Below are 21,313 nucleotides of genomic sequence, written 5' to 3' on the forward strand. Positions count from 1 at the left end.
ATTACTTACGAAGGAAGCTCTCCGCTCGAGAGAGCTTTAAGGAGGAGTCATTGTGGATTTCGGAAGATTGATTACTGCCATGGTTACCCCTTTTGATCGGAATGGTCAGATCAATTGGGACGAGACTGCGAGGCTTATTGAGCATCTGATTGTTGATCAGAAGTCGGACTCGTTAGTCATCGCAGGAACAACGGGTGAATCACCTACGCTAAGTGAAACCGAGAAGCTCGAACTGTTTTCTTTTGCTGTGAAGCAGGCAGCTGGAAGAAGCAAGATTATCGCGGGTACCGGCAGCAACGATACGGCACATTCTGCAGAATTGACGAAAAAAGCAGAGGACTGCGGTGTCGACGGCATTTTACTTGTCGCTCCGTACTATAATAAGCCGAACCAGGAAGGACTCTACAGGCACTTCGAGACCATTGCCGCGGCGACATCACTGCCTGTCATGCTGTACAATGTGCCTGGACGCACGGGCATTAGCCTAAGTACGGCTACGACCTTGCGCCTGGCTCAACTTCCGAACATCGTGGCAACCAAGGAATGTGCTTCGATCGACCAGGTCACCAGCATTGTGGCAGGAGCTCCGGACGGGTTTATCGTATATTCCGGTGACGACTCTGCTGCGCTGCCTGCGCTGTCGGTTGGTGCCTACGGGATCGTAAGTGTGGCCAGCCATATTGCCGGATCCCAAATGAAGGATATGATTCATGCTTATGTGGAGGGCGATGTGAAGGAAGCCGCAAAGCTTCATCAATCACTGTTCCCGCTGTTTAAAGGTCTCTTTGAATGCCCTGAGCCGCTTCCGAATCCCTCGGCGGTCAAATTCGCCTTGACGGAGCGCGGATATCAGGTCGGCGATGTTCGTCTGCCGCTTGTTTCTCCAAGCGAGAATGAGGCTGCTTTTATCCGCCGTATTCTCTCTTCCCTGTAACATAATTGCTGATACAGAACAGCCACTGCCTTCATTGAAGGCAGTGGCTTCTTCGTTTTAAACCCCTCTGTTTCGGGGCATCCTAAGGCTCACGAAGGTGGTTGACTTGTGTTTTCACTTTTTCATCATGTATAATGAATTCAAGTGACTGGGTGCGGTATTTTTTTGAAATTTAATATAACAATGGTACGACGTCCAAAACTATAGGAGGGTTAGATACATTTGTCTAAGAAAATAAGCAGCGATAAACTATCGATTTTTGCCTTGGGCGGCGTCGGTGAGATCGGGAAAAACATGTATGTCATCCAGTATGCCAATGACATCGTTGTCGTGGATGCGGGATTGAAGTTCCCAGAAGAAGATATGCTTGGGATTGATATTGTTATTCCTGATATTAGCTATTTAACGGAAAATCGCGACAAAGTGAGAGGGATTTTGCTGACTCACGGTCACGAGGACCATATCGGCGGCCTCCCTTACGTATTGAAACACTTGAATGTTCCAGTATATGGAACGAAATTGACGCTCGGATTGGTTGAGAACAAGCTCAGAGAAGCGAATTTGCTTGGTGAGACGAAACGGATTCTGATCAACGCAGATTCTGAAGTTCAACTCGGAAACACGTTGAAAGCAACCTTCTTCAAGACGAATCACAGCATTCCGGATTCCGTGGGAATCTCCATTGAAACACCTGAAGGCAATGTCGTGCATACAGGGGACTTTAAGTTTGACCATACTCCGGTAAATGACCAATATGCAGATCTGCAGCGTATGGCTGAGATCGGAAGCAAGGGAGTTTTGGCTCTGCTGTCGGACAGTACGAACGCAGAAAGACCAGGCTTCACGCCTTCTGAGAAAAATGTGGGCATTGTTCTGGAAGATATCTTCCGTAAAGCGGAGCAGCGCGTGGTTGTTGCAACGTTTGCATCCAATGTGCATCGTATTCAGCAGGTGGTCAACGCAGCTGAATCCACAGGCCGTAAAATAACCGTAATCGGCAGAAGTATGGTGAATGTGGTATCCATTGCAGCAGAGCTTGGATATCTGCACATTCCCGAGGGTATGCTGATTGAACCTGAAGAGGTAAACAAAATGGCAGCGGACCGTGTAGTTGTTCTGTGTACAGGCAGTCAGGGTGAACCGATGTCAGCGCTGACACGTATGGCCCGGTCTACTCACCGTAAGGTGGACATCCTGCCGGGAGATACGGTCATCATCGCAGCAACTCCGGTACCAGGGAATGAAAAATATGTAGGACGTACGATTGACGAGTTGTTCCGTCTTGGAGCAGACGTTATCTATAGCGGATCCAATTCCGGTGTCCACGTTTCGGGACACGGCAGTCAGGAAGAGCTCAAGCTTATGCTGAATCTGATGAAACCGCAATTTTTCATCCCTGTCCATGGCGAGTATCGGATGCAGCGCCGTCATGCTCTGCTTGCAGAGTCCGTTGGTGTCGATCCGGACAACATTTTTATTACCGATATCGGTGAAATTGTTGAAATTCAAGGTGGCTCGGCCCGCAAGGCCGGCAAAGTGACAGCAGGCAACGTTCTGATTGATGGACTTGGTGTCGGTGACGTGGGTAACATCGTACTGCGAGATCGCAAGCTGCTGTCTCAGGACGGTATCTTGGTCGTCGTTGTTACCTTGAGCAAGCAAAACGGTTCCATCGTATCCGGTCCTGATATTATTTCGCGTGGATTCGTATACGTTCGGGAGTCCGAAGGGCTTCTGGATGAAGCCAACCGTATCGTTTCCAGCACCCTTCAGAAGCTGATGAGTGAAAACGTGAATGAATGGGCGTCACTTAAGACCAGCGTAAAAGACGCTTTGGGACGCTTCTTGTATGAGCAAACACGTCGCAGACCGATGATCTTGCCGATCATTATGGAAGTCTGATACAAGACAATAAAATAAATCAGGCACACAGTCGCCCCTCTTTCGCAGGTAATAATTGGACGGTTCCCGCGAAAGAGGGGCTTTTTATATTCTTTTCCTTGAAACTGCTTTCGGACTTGCAATTCGATAGAAGTTTATTCGACTTGGCCTGTATGAGTAATGAGGATGTCCTTTTGTCACTGCAAGCATAAAAGAGTCCCGTCATTTGCCATACTAAACGTTAGCTGTGTGATTGCTGCTGCAGCTAGACATTAAGATAAAGGCAGGGATGCACGATGGACAAGGATCAATGGACCACGGGCAAGAGAAGAACAGGTTTAACCGGTGAGACAGAAGCTCCTCCGACCATTCCCACGGAGGATGGCAAGAAGGCGGCTGTTACGGAAGCCATACAGCAGCTGGGGCAGACAGGACTTCCGAATGGTGGGGAATCCAACGTATTTTGCATGACCATTATTGGTCAAATCGAGGGCCATCTCGTGCTTCCCCCACAGAACAAGACAACGAAATACGAGCATATGATTCCACAGCTTGTCGCCGCTGAGCAAAATCCCCGGATCGAAGGACTCTTGATCATCCTAAATACAGTAGGAGGAGATGTTGAAGCAGGTCTTGCCATTGCAGAGATGATTGCTTCGCTAAGCAAGCCGACGGTAACGGTGGTTATAGGGGGAGGACACAGTATCGGCGTACCGATTGCCGTAGCAGCGGACCATTCCATTATTGCGGAGAGTGCAACCATGACCATTCACCCGATTCGCATGAGTGGGCTGGTCATTGGTGTCCCGCAAACTTTTGAATACATGGAAAAGATGCAGGAACGCGTTGTGCGCTTCGTGACGAGCCATTCCGGCATCACGGAGGAGCGGTTTAAGAATCTCATGTTTGCAACAGGTGAGCTGAACCGGGATATCGGAACCGCAGTGTCGGGAGTTGATGCGGTCAAATACGGGTTAATGGACGAAGTAGGCGGGATCGGACAGGCATTGAGTCGTTTAAACAGCATGATCGCAGAGCGTAAACCGATCAGTCCCGGGGGGATTACGCAATGATATGGTACAGTGTAATGCCGTTCGACCCGATCGGAATGTTTCAAGAGGATCAGACTGCTGTCACATCCAGGGAGATCCGTGTTGAGGGAATACTGATGGAAGTTGAACCTCTGGCGGAGGATCAAGCGAAGATTGTCCGTTTACTGGAATGCGGACTTCAGGATTATCTGAACCCTCGCTACACTCCGGGGTCTATCATTCGCTATATTCCGACGGTAAAAAATGAGGCAAAAGGCTAAAAACAGAACATAGGTACGCCACCGAATATTATGCTATAATATGGATTCGGGGGTGACACTTTTGGCAAAACGGAAAAGGAAGAAGAAGGCAGCCTTTGCAGCAGTATTGAAATATGAAATATATGGAATTGTATTGATGACACTCTCGGTCATCGCTTTATCCGGAGAAGCACCGGTCGGGCGCTCCCTATCCAAGATGTCGGGATATTTGCTGGGCAAGTACTACTTTATCATCCCCTTGATCGGCATTTATTACGGGTTAATGGTAATGATTCACCGGAAATGGCCCAAGCGGTGGAACAGCAGACGTACCGGTGTCCTTCTTCTGATATTGTCGCTCACTTTAATGAGCAGCATCGCAGGCTTGGAGTCCAAGTTGGCCCCAATCGGACAATTGAATGCATCGAATGCGATGAGCCAGATACATAGTGATTTGCAAGGCGAACTGCTTGATGGCGGGGTCGATGATGGACATCATCCCGTGATGGGCAGAGATATCAGCGGGGGCTACGTTGGAGCCCTGCAGTTTGCTTTTTTGTTGATGCTGTTTGGCAGCATAGGGGCAAGACTTATTATGATTGTCATGTTATTTATCAGCTTCATGCTGATAACGAATTTGTCCTATGTTGATCTGATGCGCATGTTCCGTGTGAGGGTAGTGAAAGCTGGAGAACGGATTCAGAAGAAAGTGAACAGCCAGCAGACGAAATCGAGAGCAGCAGCGAAATCAAATGCCAAGGAACAACGGATGCAGCTTCCGGAAGATCTGGATGATGATGATCTGGATGATATGGAGAGCATGAGGCTGCCGCGCCGCAAAGCGCCGCAGTTCTTCCAGCTGTTTGGTTCCAAAGGCAACAAGCGGAATGAAGTACCGGAAGAGGCAGTGGAAGCTGTTGATGACAGTGCGCCGGTATTTACAGTGGGGAATGGGCACGGTACTAACGAGAAAGGCGAGGTTGTCCTGTTTAACAGTTCGGATCAGCCTGAAGGAGTTATGGATGCTGCGACTCCTCCTGTCGATTCGGTTCCGTCATCTCCGATTATTCGTGATTTCTTCGAGCAGGTGAAACAAGAAGAACGATTGGATGACGAGTACGATGATCAGGAAGCCGTGATGCCTCCTCTGGCTCAGGATGAGCCGGGAGGGAAAGCGGCCGGTACCAACTCGATTGATGCCAATGAGCTGCCGGGCGGCGGTGATCTGGATGCAACAGCTGTTGCGGGCGATGGCGTCCAAGCTGGTAAGGCACCGTCAGCACCTCCTGCACCACCACCCAAGCCGTACAAGCTGCCGCCATTCCGCCTGCTATCCAAACCGAACAATGGCGGTAAGGGTGGCGACCAGAATGATTATATGCAAACGGCTCGCAAGCTGGAGGCAACCTTGGAAAGCTTCGGCGTACGGGCTAAGGTGTTGGAGGTTGTAAGAGGACCCTCTGTCACCCGTTACGAAATTCAGCCTGACATCGGGGTCAAGGTAAGCCGCATCGTAAATCTGACCGATGATATTGCATTGGCGCTTGCAGCCAAGGATATCCGCATGGAGGCACCGATTCCAGGCAAATCGGCCATCGGCATTGAGGTGCCGAACAATGAAGTCTCTCTCGTTACGATGAGGGAGGTTATGGAGACACCGACCTTCCAAGAAGCGGAATCGAAGCTGTCGATCGCGTTCGGTCGCGATATATCCGGTCAGACGATTGTTGGGAATCTGGCGCGAATGCCCCATCTTCTGGTAGCAGGTGCAACCGGCTCAGGGAAGTCGGTATGTATCAACGGCATTATTACCAGCATTCTGTATAAAGCGAAGCCGGATGAGGTTAAATTCCTGATGGTCGATCCGAAAATGGTTGAGCTTAACGTTTACAACGGGATTCCGCATTTGATGGCACCGGTCGTAACCGATCCGAAGCGGGCTTCGCTGGCGCTTAAGAAAATCGTTGTTGAGATGGAGAAGCGTTACGAGTTATTCTCAAAGTCCGGAACACGGAATATTGAGGGTTACAATAATCTGATGAAGGATAATTTGCCTGCGGTACTGCCCTACATCGTCGTGATTGTGGACGAGTTGGCCGATCTGATGATGGTTGCCGCAAACGACGTAGAAGACGCGATTACCCGTCTTGCCCAGATGGCACGTGCTGCCGGAATTCATCTGATTATCGCCACCCAGCGTCCATCGGTGGACGTGATTACCGGGGTCATTAAAGCGAATATTCCGTCCCGTATTGCCTTTGGAGTATCTTCTCAAGTCGATTCCCGGACCATTCTGGATATGGCGGGGGCTGAGAAGCTGCTTGGCCGCGGGGATATGCTGTTTATGCCGATGGGCTCTTCCAAGCCAATTCGGGTGCAGGGTGCTTTTATGACTGATCAGGAAGTAGAGAACATTGTGGATTTTGTCCGTGATCAAGCACAGGCAGAGTATGACGAATCGTTGGTTCCTGAAATTGATGAATCTTCGAATTCCGATGATGAAGAATTGGATGAGCTGTATGAGCAGGCGGTGACGATTGTGCTGGAAGCGAAACAGGCATCGGTATCGCTGCTTCAACGGAGAATGCGAGTGGGCTACACCCGTGCAGCCCGTCTCATTGACTCGATGGAAGCTCGAGGCGTGATCGGTCCTTATGAGGGCAGCAAGCCACGGGAAGTACTCATGTCGATGGAGCAGTACCAACAGCAGCAGAATCGTATCAGTTGAGCTGAATGAATTCATCACGCTAGAATAAAAGGAAACGAGTCGAACCAAGAGGTGCTTGGTCTGGCTCGTTTCCTTTTTGAATTTTTCAAGAGATGCTGTTGAATTTACGGTATTTGCTTGCGGTCATTTTCATAATTTTCTTAAAGGTCCGATCAAAATGGGTTAAACTCTCAAATCCAATCGCTTCAGCGATATCCACGATCTTCAGATCCGTATCCGTCAGAAGTCGCTGCGCTTCGCGAATGCGGGTGAGATTCAGGTAGTTGATGATGGTAAAACCCGTGATTTCTTTGAATATCCGGGACAGATAGAACGGACTGATGAAGAAGGTCTCGGATAATTGCTGCAGCGTTATTTTTTCAGCATGATGGGCGTGGATATGTTTTACCACGTCGGTGATTTTCTGATGGAGCGGGTTCATGGAGGCGGGTGTAGGCAAGGAAGCTGATCGGATTAGCCGATGGGTCTTGATCAATAATTCCATGAGCAATACACGAAGCATGTACTCATAGGAATCCGAGCGTTCTGTAATTTCATCAGCCATTTTGTTCAAAATTTGCAGAACGGTGTCCTGCTCTGGAATGGTTAACCGCAGCAAAGGTGTATCCTGGCTGAACATGCCAAGCAATCCGGATGCCAGCAACGGATGGCCTTTTCCCAGAAAAGAATCGCTAAAATTAATGACGATACGTTCATGCTCCGGGTCTCCTTGCCCGGAGGTTTTATGTACGTCAAATTTGTTGATGAGAATTAAATCGCCGGCTCGAATGGAGTACAGCTTTTCTTTTATAAAATAATGGCGTTCGCCTGATACCAAATAGTAAATTTCGTAGGTTCCATGGTAATGGTTATTTCGTTCAAAGGGTTTGGTGCGATGAATGCGGTGGTAGTAAAATTCCCCTTCTTCTTCTCCGTAGGCGACGGTACGGGTATCACTGGACATCATCATTTGCCCCCGCTTCGTTCATATCATATAGGATGAAACAATCCTCGAATGGATCAGCTTATATTGTATCAACTTCTCCTTCAGAAAACAAAGCAAGATATGTTGAATTATCTGTTAATAGCGCAATAAAAGTGAAGAAATCCAACTGATGATGCCGTAACATAGTAGATGAATATACAGAAATGGACGGTGAGATCATGAGAGCTTTTATGGATGAACACTTTTTGCTTCATAACGAGACGGCTCGTGCTTTATATCACGACTATGCAAAAGACATGCCAATCATTGACTATCACTGTCATTTGAGTCCACAAATGATATACGACAATCATCGGTTTGAGAACTTGACTGAAGCCTGGATTAACGGAGATCACTATAAATGGCGGGCTATGCGTGCCGGTGGGGTGGAAGAGGCTTACATTACGGGAGCCCAGGGTGTTAAAGACTATGACCGCTTCTTGGCTTGGTCGCGCACGGTTTCGATGACAATTGGCAATCCGTTATACCATTGGTCTCACCTGGAGCTTCAAAGATTGTTCGGCATCCATGACATGATTAATGAAACGAATGCACCACGCATCTGGGAGGCGGCGAATAAGCGTTTGCTGGAGCCTGATTTTACAACCCGGGGATTGATAACGGGTAGCCAGGTTAAGGTCGTTTGTACCACCGATGATCCGGTCGATACGCTGGAATATCATATCAAGCTGGCAGAGGAAGAGAATACGGGATTTCAAATGCTGCCATCCTTCCGGCCGGATAAGGGACTGGAGATCAATCGAGAGACGTTTGTGCCTTGGGTGAGATTATTGGCCGAGCGAAGCGGGATGGAGATTGAAGATTATTCGGCATTCTTGGCTGCGCTTGAGCAGCGTGCAGAATTCTTCCATTCGGTTGGCGGACGGGTATCCGATCACGCGCTGGATTATGTGCCTTATCATGAGGTTACGGAATCCGATGCATCCGAAATATTCCTGAAAGCGCTTAAGGGAGACGGTGTCTCTCGTGCAGAAGAAGAACAATTCAAGACGTATACGCTGCTGCATCTGGGACGCATCTATTCCAGACTGGGCTGGGTCATGCAATTTCACATCAATGCCCATCGCAATAACAATACCCGGATGTTCCGTGAGTTGGGTCCGGATACCGGATATGATTCGATTCATGACAGTCTTATTGCTGTACCTCTCGTGAAGCTGCTGGATCGGCTTGACCAGGAGCGGTCGCTTCCCCGAACGATTCTGTATTCGCTCAATCCGCGAGATAACGACATTCTTGCCGCTCTGATCGGCAGCTTTCAAGGTGACGGTATCCCTGGAAAAATCCAGTTTGGTTCGGCATGGTGGTTCAATGATACCAAAGACGGCATGATGGATCAGATGAGCAAACTCGCCAATATGGGCCTGTTAAGTCGATTTGTCGGCATGTTGACCGATTCCCGAAGCTTCCTGTCCTACACCCGTCATGAGTATTTCCGGCGGATTCTCTGTAATCTTCTTGGCGATTGGGTTACGCGGGGCGAAGCACCGCAGGATATTCCTTGGCTCGGAAGCATTGTTCAGGATATTTGCTATAACAACGCAGAGAGTTATTTCCGATTTGAGCAGCCGGAAGGGGGCTAGAGCGATGGAAACAAAAACAGGAGAAAACCGTTCTTGGAAACGGATTGGACGGGATTCCTTCAAACATCAAGAAAGGGTACATCAAGATATGGCAATGATGAACTATCCTGTGAAAGTGCTTCAGATCGGGGAAGGCAACTTTCTGCGCGGTTTTTTCGACTGGATGATATATGAGTGCAATCGCCAGGGCTTGTTCCAGGGGAGTATTGCCGTGAGTCAGCCAAGACCGGGAGGGCGGCACAAGCTGGAGCAGCTTCGTGAACAGGAAGGCATCTACGGATTGCTGACCCGAGGTTTGCAGAATGGCCGGAAGATCGAGAAGGAACAATGGATTCCGGTATTCTCGGAACTGATTGACCCCTATACCGAATGGGCGGATTTTCTGAAAATAGCGGAGCTGGATTCCCTGGATATGGTAGTCTCCAACACAACGGAAGCAGGTCTCGACTACCAGCAGAGTGACTGGAATCCGTTCGAACCTGTCATGTCCTATCCCGGTAAGTTGACTATGCTGTTATATCGCCGCTATGCGCATTTTGAGGGCTCGCCGGACAAGGGATTGATGTTGCTGCCTTGTGAGCTTCTGGAGCGCAACGGGGACATATTGAAGTCCATTGTCCTCCGACATGCGCAGGACTGGGGGCTGCCGTCGGCTTTTCGCAGCTGGGTCGAGGAGCATAATGTGTTCCTGAACTCGCTTGTGGATCGTATCGTAACCGGATATCCGGCCGAGGCACAGACGTATTTTGACAAATGGGGCTGCGAGGATCGATTGCTGAACACGGCAGAGCCCTATTACTTCTGGGCCATCGAGGGGGATCCGGCATTGGAGTCCAGGCTGCCATTGCAGAAGGCGGGACTTCAGGTAAGCTGGGTACCCGATCTGACCCCGTATCAGGTAAGAAAAGTACGGATTCTGAATGGTACGCATACCTTGATGGCTTCCATAGGTCTGCTGCAGGGCTTTCATGAAGTCAGGGAGATGGCAGAGAGCAAGGAATGGGGAGAGCGAATCCACAGCGCCATGCTGCAGGAGATCGTCCCCCTGGTGCCTCTCCCGCTAGAGGAAGTCGGTGCGTATGCGGAAACGGTGTGGGAGCGATTCCGCAATCCTTATATTCAGCACAAGCTCCAGGATATTGCTATGAACAGTATTTCCAAGTTTAAGGTAAGACTTCTACCGTGTTTAATGGGATACGTTCGCACGTATAATCAACTGCCCGAAGTCATGACAGTGGGATTGGCTTCCTTAATCATGCTGTATGATGCTGAGAAAATAAACGGTCAGTGGTATGGAAAGCGACTTCACGGCGAGCAGGTTCTGTTAAGAGATGATCCTGCCAGCCTTGAGCTGTTCCACCAGGCATGGCGTAAGGTGAATGGCAAGGAATGGACGATACCTGACCTTGTAACCTCCATACTTGGTAACACGGCATTATGGGAAGCTGACTTGAACGAGGTGCCAAATCTTCATGAATCAGTGAGCAGATATATAGAGGAAATGGAGTTGAAAGTGACATGAGCGATATCGTTATACTTCACACCAAGGATGATGTCGGTATCGCGCTTCGTCCTCTGACGGCTGGGGAACATGCTATCGGCCTGCTGAACGGGAAGGAACACGCGATTGAGTTGACTGAGGATGTGCCCAAAGGCCATAAGGTTGCTCTTCGCATGATTGAGCCGGGCAGCCATGTATACAAATTCGGGTATTCGATCGGGGTTGCCAAGAAAGTTATTTTGCCGGGGACATGGATTCATACCCACAACTTAAAGACGGGTCTTGCCGGTGAAGTCCAGTATGAATATAAACCCAACCCCAAATCTTCGGCGGAAGTTTCTTCCGCTGTGCTTGATTCACCAACATTTCAAGGTTATATCAGAGCAAATGGCGAGGTTGGGATTCGTAACGAAATCTGGATTATCAATACCGTCGGTTGCATTAACAAAACCTGCGAGTTGTTGGCGCGTCTGGCAGATCAGCAGTTTCAAGGAAGAGGCATTGATGGGGTGTACCACTTCCCGCACCCTTACGGCTGCTCGCAGCTGGGAGACGACTTGAACCACACTCAGCGCCTGCTCTCATCGCTGGCACAGCATGGCAATGCGGCAGGCGTGCTTGTTATAGGACTCGGCTGCGAGAACAATCAGATCGATCAGATGCAGGCGATGATTGGGGATAAGAATAGGGATCGCATTAAATATATGCGGGCTCAGGATATGGAGGACGAATTGGAGGAAGGCCTTTCCCTCATATCGGAGCTTGTGGATTATGCCGAAGGCTTCAAGCGGACGGAAGTTCCGCTATCCAAGCTGAAAGTCGGACTGAAATGCGGGGGATCGGACGGTCTTTCGGGTATCACCGCCAATCCGCTCGCAGGACGCATCGCGGACACCATTACGGACCATGGCGGAACCGCGCTGCTTACGGAGGTGCCGGAAATGTTCGGGGCGGAAACAATCCTGATGGAACGGGCGGCCAACGAACAGGTATTTCACGAAATGACGAAACTTATTAACAATTTCAAGCAATATTTTGTATCGCATGGACAGGAAATCTATGAAAATCCTTCACCCGGGAATAAAGAAGGGGGCATCACGACCCTGGAAGAGAAATCTCTCGGTTGTACGCAAAAAGGCGGAACGGCTATAGTATCCGATGTGCTTCACTATGGTGTCAGGTCAAGCAAGCCGGGTTTGAACCTGATTGAAGCACCCGGCAATGACCTCGTTTCGGTTACGGCGCTTGCAGCGGCCGGTGCTCATCTTGTGCTGTTTACGACGGGCAGGGGCACACCGTTTGGCGGTCCTGTCCCAACGGTAAAAATCGCCACCAATTCCGAGCTAGCTGCCCGTAAAAAGCATTGGATCGATTTTAACGCAGGAGCTTTGCTGGAAGGGAAAAGCATGGATGAGCTTCATGGCGAATTAATGAACGAGTTGATTCAATTGGCATCGGGCGCTGAACAGACGCGAAACGAACGCAACGGCTTTCGGGAGATTTCAATTTTTAAGGATGGCGTTATTTTGTAACCCTAGCGTTTGATTATGTATAGCAAAAAAAGGAGGAGCACGTATGTCAAATCCCGTACAGCATCAGGCTCAGTCCAGCTTGTCTCCGCTGGAACTCGGCATCAGGGCTTGCCAATCCATCATGGAAACGTATTCGCCGGAGATGCTTCCGCCTGCAGGGCGGTGGCATTATCATCAAGGTGTGTTTCTGGTTGGAATGTCGCAATTATGGAAGCTTAGCCGCGAGCAGAAGTATCTGAAATATATCAAAGGATATGTGGATCATCTGGTTGATGCGAGCGGCAATCTGCTGCTGGAGCGGGGGGAGCTCGATTCCGTTCAAGCGGGATTGCTTCTGATGGAGCTTGACTCGGTATTCCCAGAGACTCGCTATAGGGCAGCAGCCGATAAGCTGCTGCGTCTGCTGTCTACACTGAATCGGACCACGGAGGGCGGATATTGGCATAAGGATCGTTATGCCTATCAGATGTGGTTGGACGGGTTGTATATGGGCGGGGTATTCACCATGAAATACGCGGAGCAGTATAAAGTGCCGCCATTATTTGACGATGTGCTGTTTCAGGAGCGGTTGATGCGTTCCCATACAAAGGATGAGACAACGGGATTATACTATCATGCTTGGGATGAGAGCCGAACGATGCCATGGGCAGATCCGGTTAGCGGACAGTCACCGGAAATTTGGGGACGCGCTCTGGGATGGTATGCGCTATCCCTTGTGGAGTTCCTCGATTTATTGCCTGAGGACCACTCAGGGCGTGAGGACCTGGCACCAGTACTTCGCGATTTGTGTGCAGCGCTTGTGCGCTATCAGGATCCGGTAACGGGATTATGGCATCAAGTGCTGGATAAAGGGAATGAGCCGGATAATTGGCTGGAAACTTCCTGCTCCAGTTTGTTCATTTATACATTAGCCAAGGGAGTACGTCTCGGTTATCTCGACCCCTCCATGCTGTCGCATGCACGCCAAGGTTATAACGGCCTCGTTCATTCCGTATATTACAATGAGCTGGGGCATCTGGTTATGCCCAGGATCTGCATAGGCACCGGGGTTGGAGATTACCGGCATTATGTGGAGAGGCAGCAATGCGAGAATGATCTTCACGGCGTGGGTGCGCTTGTCATGGCGTGTGTAGAACTTAGCAGAAGCCAGGGGTAGTTATCGCTGAATCATATTCTAGCGCCAAGAGCCGTTCCGACTTAGGAATGGCTCTATTTGTGTTGAAATGAGACGCTGCCTTCGGTTGGCATTGGGGAATAGGTGCATAGGAAACTGGCAGGCTTGTCATAATAACGTTAGCGAGGCTTGTTAAACCACAAGAGAAAGGTAGAGCACAGCATGAAAAACTCAAGAATCTGGATTCTGATAAGCATTGCGATTCTGTTATCTGCGGCAGTCTTCGCACAGGGAAGGCTAAAAGCTGATGACAACACGAATCTTCAGGAAGCTTTACCAACCTTCAGTCAGCAGACCATTAAATTCGGCTCGACTGGCGAAGATGTGTATGAGCTGCAAGGGCGTCTTAAGTACCTGGGCTTTTATCACGGGAAGATTGACAGTGTATTTGGTTCCAAGACTCAAGGGGCCGTCAAATGGTTCCAATCGGAGTTCGGTATGAAGGTGGATGGCGTTGTCGGTCCGAAGGTCAAGCTTAAACTGTACAATGCAACCAAGGATTTCCGTCCAACCGCTCCCAAGCTTCACGAAGGCGGAGCAGCTGCTGGTGCAGGCGGCAACGGCGGTTCAGCGAACAACGGGGGCACCAATAACAACCTAGCCTCTTCGAATACAATGGGGCTTTCCGAGAATGATTTGAGAATTATGGCGAATGCCGTATATGGCGAAGCTCGCGGAGAGCCGTTTGAAGGTCAGGTTGCGGTAGCGGCTGTCATTATCAACCGGGTGAAATCGCCAAGTTTTCCAAACTCCCCTCATGGGGTTATATTTGAACCGAGAGCATTTACCGCGGTGGCTGACGGTCAAATATGGCTTGAGCCGAACCAGCAAGCTCGGAAAGCTGTAGAGCAGGCACTGAACGGCTGGGATCCGACAGGGGGCTGTCTCTACTACTTCAACCCGAAAACAGCTACCTCGGAATGGATCTGGACGCGTCCTCAAGTCAAAACTATTGGCCAGCATATCTTCTGTATGTAAGCCGTTAATTAGAGCAACCGGGGCCTGTCTTCGGTTGCTTCTTCACTTTGCGATGGGTTAGAATGAAAGTTAATTATGAAGTAAATTATGGCAACGACAATCCATGATGTAAGGGGATATGGACCTTGACGAAAACGGAATTTGAACACGGAACAGCCGGAGGGATACGGATTCACGTTCTCCCGACGAACCGATTCAAGACATTTGCGATATCGCTTTACGCCGGAAGTCCGTTAGCAGAAGATACGGTGACATCCACGGCGCTCACTCCTTTTGTACTGCGAAGAGGAACGGTTTCCTACCCGGAAACAAGGGCTTTCCGCGAGCAGCTGGAGCAGCTGTACGGCGCCGGATTTGGTTTTGATGTATATAAGCGGGGCGATTATCAAATCGTGCACTTCCGTATGGATACGATTAATGATTCTTTTGTAAAAAGTCCCGAGAGTCTGCTGCGCTCCTCATTTGCCTTCCTGGGAGAAGCCTTTACCGAGCCCGTGCTGGAGAACGGCGTATTTCGCAAATCCTATGTACAAACCGAACGTGACACGGTTCGCAAAAAGCTGGAATCTATCGTTAATGATAAAATTCGTTATGCTGCGGAGCGCTGTATTGAGGTGATGTGCAAGAATGAGCCGTATCGGCTGCATCCGCTGGGCGAACGGAAGGATCTGGACGGAATAACCCCGGAAGGACTGTATGAGTCCTATCAGAATTGGCTCAATGAATCCGTTCTGGATCTGTATGTGGTCGGAGATACGAGTCTTGATGAGGTCAAAAAGCTCGTAGAAGAGCATTTTAAACTCAACCGCACGGGAAGCAAGGACTATGTTCCTTCTTCCACGCGGACCGCCACGAGCGGGACGCAGACGGTTGTAGAGAAGCTTGAGATAAATCAGGGCAAACTCAATATGGGGCTTAGAAGCACCATTACTTACGGAGATGACGAGTACGCAGCCGCGCTGTTGTATAACGGAATCTTGGGCGGATACCCGCATTCGAAGCTGTTTGTCAACGTGAGGGAGAAGGAGAGCCTGGCCTATTATGCCTCTTCCCGCTATGACGGTCATAAAGGGATTGCTACCATTCAGTCCGGGATCGAGGTTCAGAATTTCGAGAAGGCTGTAGAGATTATTCGCCAGCAGCTCGATGACATGGCCAAGGGTGCCATCACCGATATCGAGATGTCGCAGACCAAGGCGATGATTCGGAATGTCATTAAAGAAATGCAGGATTCGGCCTTTGAGATGATCGCCTATGATTTCAACCGCACGCTGTCGGGCCGTGAACGTACGCCGGATGAGCTGCTGAATCAGGTGGAGGGCATTTCAGTGGAAGATGTGAAGCAGGCAGCTTCGGCATTTTCCCTGGATACGATCTATTTCCTGAAAGGCCAAAAGGAGGAGTAGCCGGTGGAGAGCATTCATTATGACAACCTGCAGGAGACGCTGTATTACGAAGTGATGGATAATGGTCTGCATGTGTATGTGCTGCCTAAACCCGGCTTTCAGAAGACCTATGCGACTTTTGCAACCAAATACGGTTCCGTGGATAACCATTTCAAGGTCGAAGGCGAGTCTGAGACGCAGGTGCCGGACGGCATAGCGCATTTCCTTGAGCACAAAATGTTCGAGGAGCCGGAGGGTGATATTTTTGCCAAGTTTGCGTCCAACGGAGCTTCCGCGAACGCTTTCACAAGTTTTGACCAGACGGTATATCTCTTCTCTGCAACGGAGAACATCCATGAAAATTTGGAGACCTTGATCGATTTCGTTCAGAATCCTTATTTTACGGATCAGAACGTGGAGAAGGAAAAAGGCATCATCGGGCAGGAAATCAACATGTACCAGGACAATCCCGATTGGCGTGTGTATTTCGGCTTAATTGAAGCGATGTACAAGGTGCATCCGGTGCACATTGATATCGCCGGTACGGTGGAATCCATCGGAACGATTACGAAGGAAGACCTGTATACGTGCTACAATGCTTTCTATCACCCGAGCAACATGCTGTTGTTTGTGGTTGGGGGCGTGGATCCTGAGGAAACGATGAACCTTGTCCGATCGAATCAGGCGGGAAAATCGTATGACAAGCAAGGCTCCATTGAGCGTATTTTTGATCCGGAGCCGCAGGGTGTCGAAGAGAAGCGCAGAGAGAGCCGCCTGGCCGTATCACTGCCGAAATGCCTGTTTGGCTTTAAGGAGAAGCAGGTCGGATTACCAGCTGAAGAGCAGCTGCACCGCGATTTGACCACGAAGCTGATGATGGATCTCTTGTTTGGCTCCAGCACCGAGTTGTATCAGAAGCTGTATGATGACGATTTGATTTCGGACAGTTTCGGCCATGAATACAACAGTGCGCCGCAATATGCATTCTCTGCAGTTGGCGGTGATACCAAGGATCCGGACCAGCTGCTCGCGCGCATTCGCACAGAGGTGGATAAACTGAAAGCAAGCGGATTCCAGAAATCGGATTTTGAACGGGCCCGCAAAAAGAAAATGGGCGGTTATTTACGGATGCTCAATTCCCCGGAGAACATCGCCCATGAATTTACACGCTATCAGTTCCGTGGAGCGGATCTCTTCAAGGTTCTGCCGGTTTATGAGTCCATTACGGTAGACGATGTTAACCGTCGACTGCAAGAGCATGTCGACTGGGATCAACTGGCTGTATCCATTGTCGTGAGTCCGTAATGAAGCAAGACATGGGAAGAGAATTGAAGCCGATCGGGGAAATGACGGTACTGATTACGGGGGCGAGCAGAGGCATTGGGGCAGCCGTTGCGGAGCGCTTTGCCTCGGTTCGTATGAACGTGGTTATTCACTACATGAATTCGCATGAGGCGGCGAATGAAGTGGCCCGCCGCTGTATGTCTTACGGAGCGAAGGTGTTGACCGTATCGGCCGATCTTCGGGACAAAGAGCAAATACTCCGGATGAAGGAGAAACTTCAGAGTCATAACATGGAGCCGGATATCCTGGTCAATAATGCCGGTGTATCCCATTACGGGCTTCTGTCTGACGCCACGGAAGAACAGTGGGACACCTTGATGTCGATTAACCTGAAGGGGATGTTTCTGTGCTCTCAGGCGTTCATGGGACGCATGATTTCCCAGCGGTTTGGCAGGATCATTAATGTATCCTCGATCTGGGGGCTGTCGGGTGCATCCTGCGAGGTGTTGTATTCCACAAGCAAAGGCGGCGTAAATGCCTTCACGAAGGCGCTGGCGAAGGAGCTTGCTCCTTCCGGCGTTACGGTGAATGCCGTTGCGCCCGGTGCGGTGGATACATCGATGCTGGGACATCTGGATTCGGATGAAATCCGCATGCTGGAAGAGGAGATTCCAATCGGCAGGCTGGCACAGCCTGATGAGATTTCCTCGCTGGTATATTTTTTGGCGCTGCCTGAGTCGGGATACATCACCGGCCAAGTGATCAGTCCGAACGGCGGCTGGGTGACTTGATATTCGTTCGTGGTGCAATTCACCACTCATAAGGTTCTGGTTACGGGGACATATTACTATTGTTACTTTAAATCTGATTGCCACCATGCAAAAGGAGGATTTAATTCATGTCATCCGTAATCAAAAACTTTGATTCCTGGAAGAAATTTCTGGGAGAGCGCGTCGTTCAAGCCGAAAAAGCAGGTATGAGCGAAGACACGATTTCTCAGCTGGCTTTTGAGATCGGCGACTTCCTGGATGAGAAGGTAGACCCGCAAAACTCATCCAACCGGGCACTGAAAGAATTGTGGGACGTAGGTAACGAGGAAGAACGCCACGTTATCGCCCGTCTGATGGTGAGATTGGCCAAGAACAACGCATAAACCACATCCAAAAAGCCCCCCGATAACGGGGGCTTTTTGTCAAGAAAAAAGAATGTAATTTTCATGTTACCGTTAATACTTGCCTTTCATTTTTATTTTATATATCATTAACGTGATCCATTTTTAATTTGACCTGTTTTTGCGTGCATTTTTAGCTGGAATTTGTCGAATATTGATGGAAAAGAAGTGCAAAGAGGTGTCTTTGTGGAATCGAATCAATGGTACATGGAATACAAGATACATAAGAACCGGCCAGGTTTGCTCGGTGATATTGCATCTGTGCTCGGTATGCTTGAAGTGAACATCCTGACAATTAACGGCGTCGAAGGCCAAACCCGAGGTATGCTCCTTGAGACGGATGATGAAGAGAAAATCATTCTGATGGGCAAAATGCTGAACAAGATGAAAAATATTACGGTAACAGCCTTGAGACCCCCTAAACTGGTCGATATTTTGGCTGTCCGACATGGACGATATATTGACCGGGACTCGGATGATCGTAAAACTTTCCGTTTTACACGCGATGAGCTCGGTTTACTTGTTGACTTTTTGGGTGAATTGTTCAAAAGGGAAGGAAATCAGGTCATCGGTCTTCGCGGGATGCCCCGCGTCGGCAAAACGGAGTCCATTATTGCAGGCAGTGTCTGTGCGATGAAACGCTGGACGTTTGTTTCCTCTACGCTGCTTCGGCAAACGATTCGCAGTCAGCTGTCCGAGGATGAGATGAATTCAAACAATATTTTTATCATTGACGGGATTGTCAGCACTATCCGTTCGAACGAGCGCCATTATCAGCTCTTACAGGATATTATGGGGATGGATAGCACGAAGGTGATTGAGCATCCGGACATTTTTGTTCGTGAATCCGAATATTCCTATGAGGATTTCGATATTATAATCGAATTGCGAAACAATCCGGATGAGGAAATCGTTTATGATACGTTCACGGGTTCTTATAGTGACGATTTATAATATTTTTTTGACCACGAAATTCTAAAGTAGGAGGTGATGGCATGTCCGAACTGGGACAGCAATTAAGGGAGGCGCGTCTACAAAAAGGAATGAGCCTTGATGACGTGCAGGAAATGACAAAAATACGCAAGCGATACTTGGAAGCCATCGAGGCAGGGGATTACAAAGTACTTCCCGGCAGTTTTTACGTGCGGGCATTCATCAAAACCTATGCAGAAGCGGTGGGGATTGACCCGGACGAACTACTTGAAGGACATAAACAGGACGTTCCCAAATCAGAACCGGAAGCGACAATGGAGCCGGTTATTCAAAAGCGTGCCAGCAGACCTTCAGCCGAACGGAACATGAAATGGCTGCCGACGCTGCTGATGTGGACGTTTCCGATACTGATCGTTGTTGTCATTTATTTGGTAGCGATCAATTCGAATGAGCCCAAAGATGAAAACCCGCCGGTAAGCAACAACGACCAATCTCAGACCGATCCAGGGCAGAATTCGCAAAACCCGGATACCACGACGCCAGGTGATGGAGCACAAGGCGGAGAGAACAACCCGGGCGATACGCCTGGCGAGGGTACGGACGGTGAAGGAACGGAAACGGACGGCACTGAGGGTACGGATGGTACGGATACAGATATACCGGGGAATACAACGCCTGGGGAAACGACGGTGACGCAGGACCGGACGGAAGGCAAGAACACCGTATTCAAAGTAACAGGCTCTGCTGTTAAGGTGGACATTACGGCCACCAGTGACGGAAAGAGCTGGGTAGAGGTATACCGCGGCAACAACGCCTCCGGCGAGAAATTGGCTTTCCAGATGCTTGAGAACGGAGCTGCGCTCAGCTTCGAACTGGACAGCCAGGGATTGTACGTGAAATCGGGCAATTCCGCTGCAACCACCATCACGGTTGGCGGTCAGCCTGTAACGGATGGAAAAACGACTTCCCGCATCGTGCTGGAGTCCGCGGATGGTTCCGCTGACTCCACAGGCGGGGAATAATTCCCTTTACTCCAGGAGATCATAACAGCATGCAGCTGCATGCTGTTATTTCACTTCCTGAAAGAGGTGAGGCCATCTTGACGGTCAACTGGATTGTATTCGGATTAGGCGTTATTGTCAGCCTCTTGGGTTATTATCTAATTCCGAGTGACTGGGGATATGGCATATTAGGCTTTGGATTGGCTCATATATTACTCGGCATCCTGAGTATGTTCCGCCGTCCGGTGCGTGATGAGCAAGCTAGCAATTGACGGAGCAGGCTTCGTTGTCACCAGATGGTTGGTGATGAACGGAGTCTTTTTCGTTCCTGTATACATAAGACATGCATTGTACATGATTAGACTTGGCTCGGAGTTTTACCTATAATAGAAGCAATATGATTGATGAAAGGAAGGATTCACCATGGCTTCAGAAAATTCATTTGATATCGTATCCAAGATGGATATGCAGGAACTTACAAACGCGGTTAATCAGACGGAGCGGGAGATTGAGAACCGGTTTGACTTCAAGGGCAGCAAGAGCAGCTTGAAGATTGACAAGGAAGCACTGGTCATTGCATCTGACGATGAGTATAAACTCAACGCAGTAATTGATATTTTGCAAACCAAGATGGTTAAACGCGGATTGTCGCTTAAAAATGTGGAGTACGGGAAGATTGAGCCGGCCTCTATGGGTACCGTTAGACAGCGCTTGACCTTGAAACAGGGAATAGATCAGGAAAACTCTAAAAAAATCAACATTTTGATCCGTGATTCCAAACTGAAGGTAAAGAGCCAGATTCAAGGGGATCAAATTCGGGTAACCGGAAAAAACAAGGACGATCTTCAGCAGATCATGCAGCTGCTTCGTAAAGCAGATCTTACGCTGGACCTCCAATTTACCAATTTTAAATAAGCGCGCGCCTATAGGGTAAAGGCTTGAATGCGAATGG

General features: G+C 49.4%; 19 protein-coding genes. 18 read left to right on the forward strand and 1 reads right to left on the reverse strand.

The genetic code is table 11. The features are described 5' to 3' along the window. The first annotated feature begins 52 nt into the window (after nucleotides 1–52). The 5 genes from dapA (at nucleotide 53) to B9D94_RS10080 (ending at nucleotide 6,834) form a co-directional block, all read left to right on the forward strand. Nucleotides 53–934 carry a 4-hydroxy-tetrahydrodipicolinate synthase gene (dapA, locus tag B9D94_RS10060; RefSeq protein ID WP_063480013.1) on the forward strand — a complete coding sequence of 294 codons (882 nt, stop codon included), beginning with the start codon at nucleotides 53–55 and terminating at the stop codon, nucleotides 932–934. A 222-nt stretch (nucleotides 935–1,156) separates the two neighbouring features. After that, on the forward strand, nucleotides 1,157–2,836 hold the full coding sequence (locus B9D94_RS10065; protein WP_006211271.1) for a ribonuclease J: 1,680 nt from the start codon (nucleotides 1,157–1,159) through the stop codon (nucleotides 2,834–2,836). Nucleotides 2,837–3,111: 275 nt separating this feature from the next. Beyond that, nucleotides 3,112–3,888 (forward strand): ClpP family protease, encoded by a 777-nt coding sequence (locus B9D94_RS10070; RefSeq protein WP_006211270.1) that lies wholly within the window; start codon nucleotides 3,112–3,114, stop codon nucleotides 3,886–3,888. Continuing rightward, nucleotides 3,885–4,127, forward strand: coding sequence for a YlzJ-like family protein (locus tag B9D94_RS10075; protein WP_006211269.1), 243 nt, complete (start codon nucleotides 3,885–3,887; stop codon nucleotides 4,125–4,127). The genes B9D94_RS10070 and B9D94_RS10075 overlap by 4 nt, the downstream gene beginning before the upstream one ends. Nucleotides 4,128–4,167: 40 nt before the next feature. Beyond that, nucleotides 4,168–6,834, forward strand: coding sequence for an FtsK/SpoIIIE family DNA translocase (locus tag B9D94_RS10080; RefSeq protein ID WP_172963932.1), 2,667 nt, complete (start codon nucleotides 4,168–4,170; stop codon nucleotides 6,832–6,834). 85 nt (nucleotides 6,835–6,919) lie between these two features. Here the strand turns inward: B9D94_RS10080 and B9D94_RS10085 are convergent, their stop codons facing one another. After that, nucleotides 6,920–7,783: a helix-turn-helix transcriptional regulator gene (locus B9D94_RS10085; RefSeq protein WP_253806128.1), complete on the reverse strand. Its 864-nt coding sequence runs from the start codon at nucleotides 7,781–7,783 to the stop codon at nucleotides 6,920–6,922. 194 nt (nucleotides 7,784–7,977) lie between these two features. Here B9D94_RS10085 and uxaC point away from each other — a divergent pair, with 194 nt between their 5' ends. From uxaC to B9D94_RS10150, 13 genes are all read left to right on the forward strand, one after another. Then, a complete protein-coding gene (uxaC, locus tag B9D94_RS10090) occupies nucleotides 7,978–9,402 on the forward strand; it encodes a glucuronate isomerase (RefSeq protein WP_148248751.1) in 1,425 nt (474 codons plus the stop codon). Nucleotides 9,403–9,406: 4 nt separating this feature from the next. Further along, complete coding sequence (locus B9D94_RS10095; RefSeq protein WP_148246934.1) at nucleotides 9,407–10,924, forward strand: tagaturonate reductase; 1,518 nt, start codon at nucleotides 9,407–9,409, stop codon at nucleotides 10,922–10,924. Then, entirely contained in the window at nucleotides 10,921–12,435 is a 1,515-nt protein-coding gene (locus tag B9D94_RS10100) for a UxaA family hydrolase (protein ID WP_148246935.1), read from the forward strand. Before B9D94_RS10095 ends, B9D94_RS10100 begins: the two co-directional genes overlap by 4 nt. Before the next feature lie 43 nt (nucleotides 12,436–12,478). Next, on the forward strand, nucleotides 12,479–13,591 hold the full coding sequence (locus B9D94_RS10105; protein WP_148246936.1) for a glycoside hydrolase family 88/105 protein: 1,113 nt from the start codon (nucleotides 12,479–12,481) through the stop codon (nucleotides 13,589–13,591). Nucleotides 13,592–13,771: 180 nt separating this feature from the next. Next, nucleotides 13,772–14,587, forward strand: a complete 816-nt coding sequence (sleB, locus tag B9D94_RS10110) for a spore cortex-lytic enzyme (protein WP_148246937.1) — start codon at nucleotides 13,772–13,774, stop codon at nucleotides 14,585–14,587. A gap of 125 nt (nucleotides 14,588–14,712) precedes the next feature. Then, nucleotides 14,713–15,993, forward strand: coding sequence for an EF-P 5-aminopentanol modification-associated protein YfmF (locus tag B9D94_RS10115; RefSeq protein ID WP_148246938.1), 1,281 nt, complete (start codon nucleotides 14,713–14,715; stop codon nucleotides 15,991–15,993). Between the two features lie 3 nt (nucleotides 15,994–15,996). Next, nucleotides 15,997–17,277: an EF-P 5-aminopentanol modification-associated protein YfmH gene (locus B9D94_RS10120; protein ID WP_148246939.1), complete on the forward strand. Its 1,281-nt coding sequence runs from the start codon at nucleotides 15,997–15,999 to the stop codon at nucleotides 17,275–17,277. Further along, entirely contained in the window at nucleotides 17,277–18,047 is a 771-nt protein-coding gene (gene fabG / locus B9D94_RS10125; protein ID WP_006211261.1) for an elongation factor P 5-aminopentanone reductase, read from the forward strand. The genes B9D94_RS10120 and fabG overlap by 1 nt, the downstream gene beginning before the upstream one ends. Before the next feature lie 107 nt (nucleotides 18,048–18,154). Further along, nucleotides 18,155–18,409: a DUF3243 domain-containing protein gene (locus tag B9D94_RS10130; protein ID WP_006211260.1), complete on the forward strand. Its 255-nt coding sequence runs from the start codon at nucleotides 18,155–18,157 to the stop codon at nucleotides 18,407–18,409. 204 nt (nucleotides 18,410–18,613) lie between these two features. After that, nucleotides 18,614–19,381 (forward strand): DUF3388 domain-containing protein, encoded by a 768-nt coding sequence (locus B9D94_RS10135; protein ID WP_006211259.1) that lies wholly within the window; start codon nucleotides 18,614–18,616, stop codon nucleotides 19,379–19,381. Between the two features lie 41 nt (nucleotides 19,382–19,422). Continuing rightward, a complete protein-coding gene (locus B9D94_RS10140; protein ID WP_148246940.1) occupies nucleotides 19,423–20,382 on the forward strand; it encodes a helix-turn-helix domain-containing protein in 960 nt (319 codons plus the stop codon). 77 nt (nucleotides 20,383–20,459) lie between these two features. After that, the gene (locus B9D94_RS10145; protein WP_138917807.1) at nucleotides 20,460–20,633 is read left to right on the forward strand and encodes a DUF4175 domain-containing protein; all 174 of its coding nucleotides are present in this window, start codon (nucleotides 20,460–20,462) and stop codon (nucleotides 20,631–20,633) included. Between the two features lie 151 nt (nucleotides 20,634–20,784). Beyond that, nucleotides 20,785–21,276, forward strand: coding sequence for a YajQ family cyclic di-GMP-binding protein (locus B9D94_RS10150; protein WP_006211256.1), 492 nt, complete (start codon nucleotides 20,785–20,787; stop codon nucleotides 21,274–21,276). Nucleotides 21,277–21,313: the final 37 nt, after the last annotated feature.

The sequence above is a fragment of the Paenibacillus sp. Cedars genome, from assembly GCF_003184205.1.
In the GTDB taxonomy this organism is placed as follows: domain Bacteria; phylum Bacillota; class Bacilli; order Paenibacillales; family Paenibacillaceae; genus Paenibacillus_AQ; species Paenibacillus_AQ glucanolyticus.

What these genes read in the sequence shown, in the direction of transcription:
- B9D94_RS10130 (WP_006211260.1), top strand. Translation starts at nt 18,155, where the DNA reads ATGTCATCCGTAATCAAAAACTTTGATTCCTGGAAGAAATTTCTGGGA.
- fabG (WP_006211261.1), top strand. Translation starts at nt 17,277, where the DNA reads ATGAAGCAAGACATGGGAAGAGAATTGAAGCCGATCGGGGAAATGACG.
- B9D94_RS10085 (WP_253806128.1), bottom strand. Translation starts at nt 7,783, where the DNA reads ATGATGATGTCCAGTGATACCCGTACCGTCGCCTACGGAGAAGAAGAA.
- sleB (WP_148246937.1), top strand. Translation starts at nt 13,772, where the DNA reads ATGAAAAACTCAAGAATCTGGATTCTGATAAGCATTGCGATTCTGTTA.
- B9D94_RS10075 (WP_006211269.1), top strand. Translation starts at nt 3,885, where the DNA reads ATGATATGGTACAGTGTAATGCCGTTCGACCCGATCGGAATGTTTCAA.
- B9D94_RS10100 (WP_148246935.1), top strand. Translation starts at nt 10,921, where the DNA reads ATGAGCGATATCGTTATACTTCACACCAAGGATGATGTCGGTATCGCG.
- uxaC (WP_148248751.1), top strand. Translation starts at nt 7,978, where the DNA reads ATGAGAGCTTTTATGGATGAACACTTTTTGCTTCATAACGAGACGGCT.
- B9D94_RS10070 (WP_006211270.1), top strand. Translation starts at nt 3,112, where the DNA reads ATGGACAAGGATCAATGGACCACGGGCAAGAGAAGAACAGGTTTAACC.
- B9D94_RS10150 (WP_006211256.1), top strand. Translation starts at nt 20,785, where the DNA reads ATGGCTTCAGAAAATTCATTTGATATCGTATCCAAGATGGATATGCAG.
- B9D94_RS10080 (WP_172963932.1), top strand. Translation starts at nt 4,168, where the DNA reads ATGGATTCGGGGGTGACACTTTTGGCAAAACGGAAAAGGAAGAAGAAG.
- B9D94_RS10095 (WP_148246934.1), top strand. Translation starts at nt 9,407, where the DNA reads ATGGAAACAAAAACAGGAGAAAACCGTTCTTGGAAACGGATTGGACGG.
- B9D94_RS10105 (WP_148246936.1), top strand. Translation starts at nt 12,479, where the DNA reads ATGTCAAATCCCGTACAGCATCAGGCTCAGTCCAGCTTGTCTCCGCTG.
- B9D94_RS10140 (WP_148246940.1), top strand. Translation starts at nt 19,423, where the DNA reads ATGTCCGAACTGGGACAGCAATTAAGGGAGGCGCGTCTACAAAAAGGA.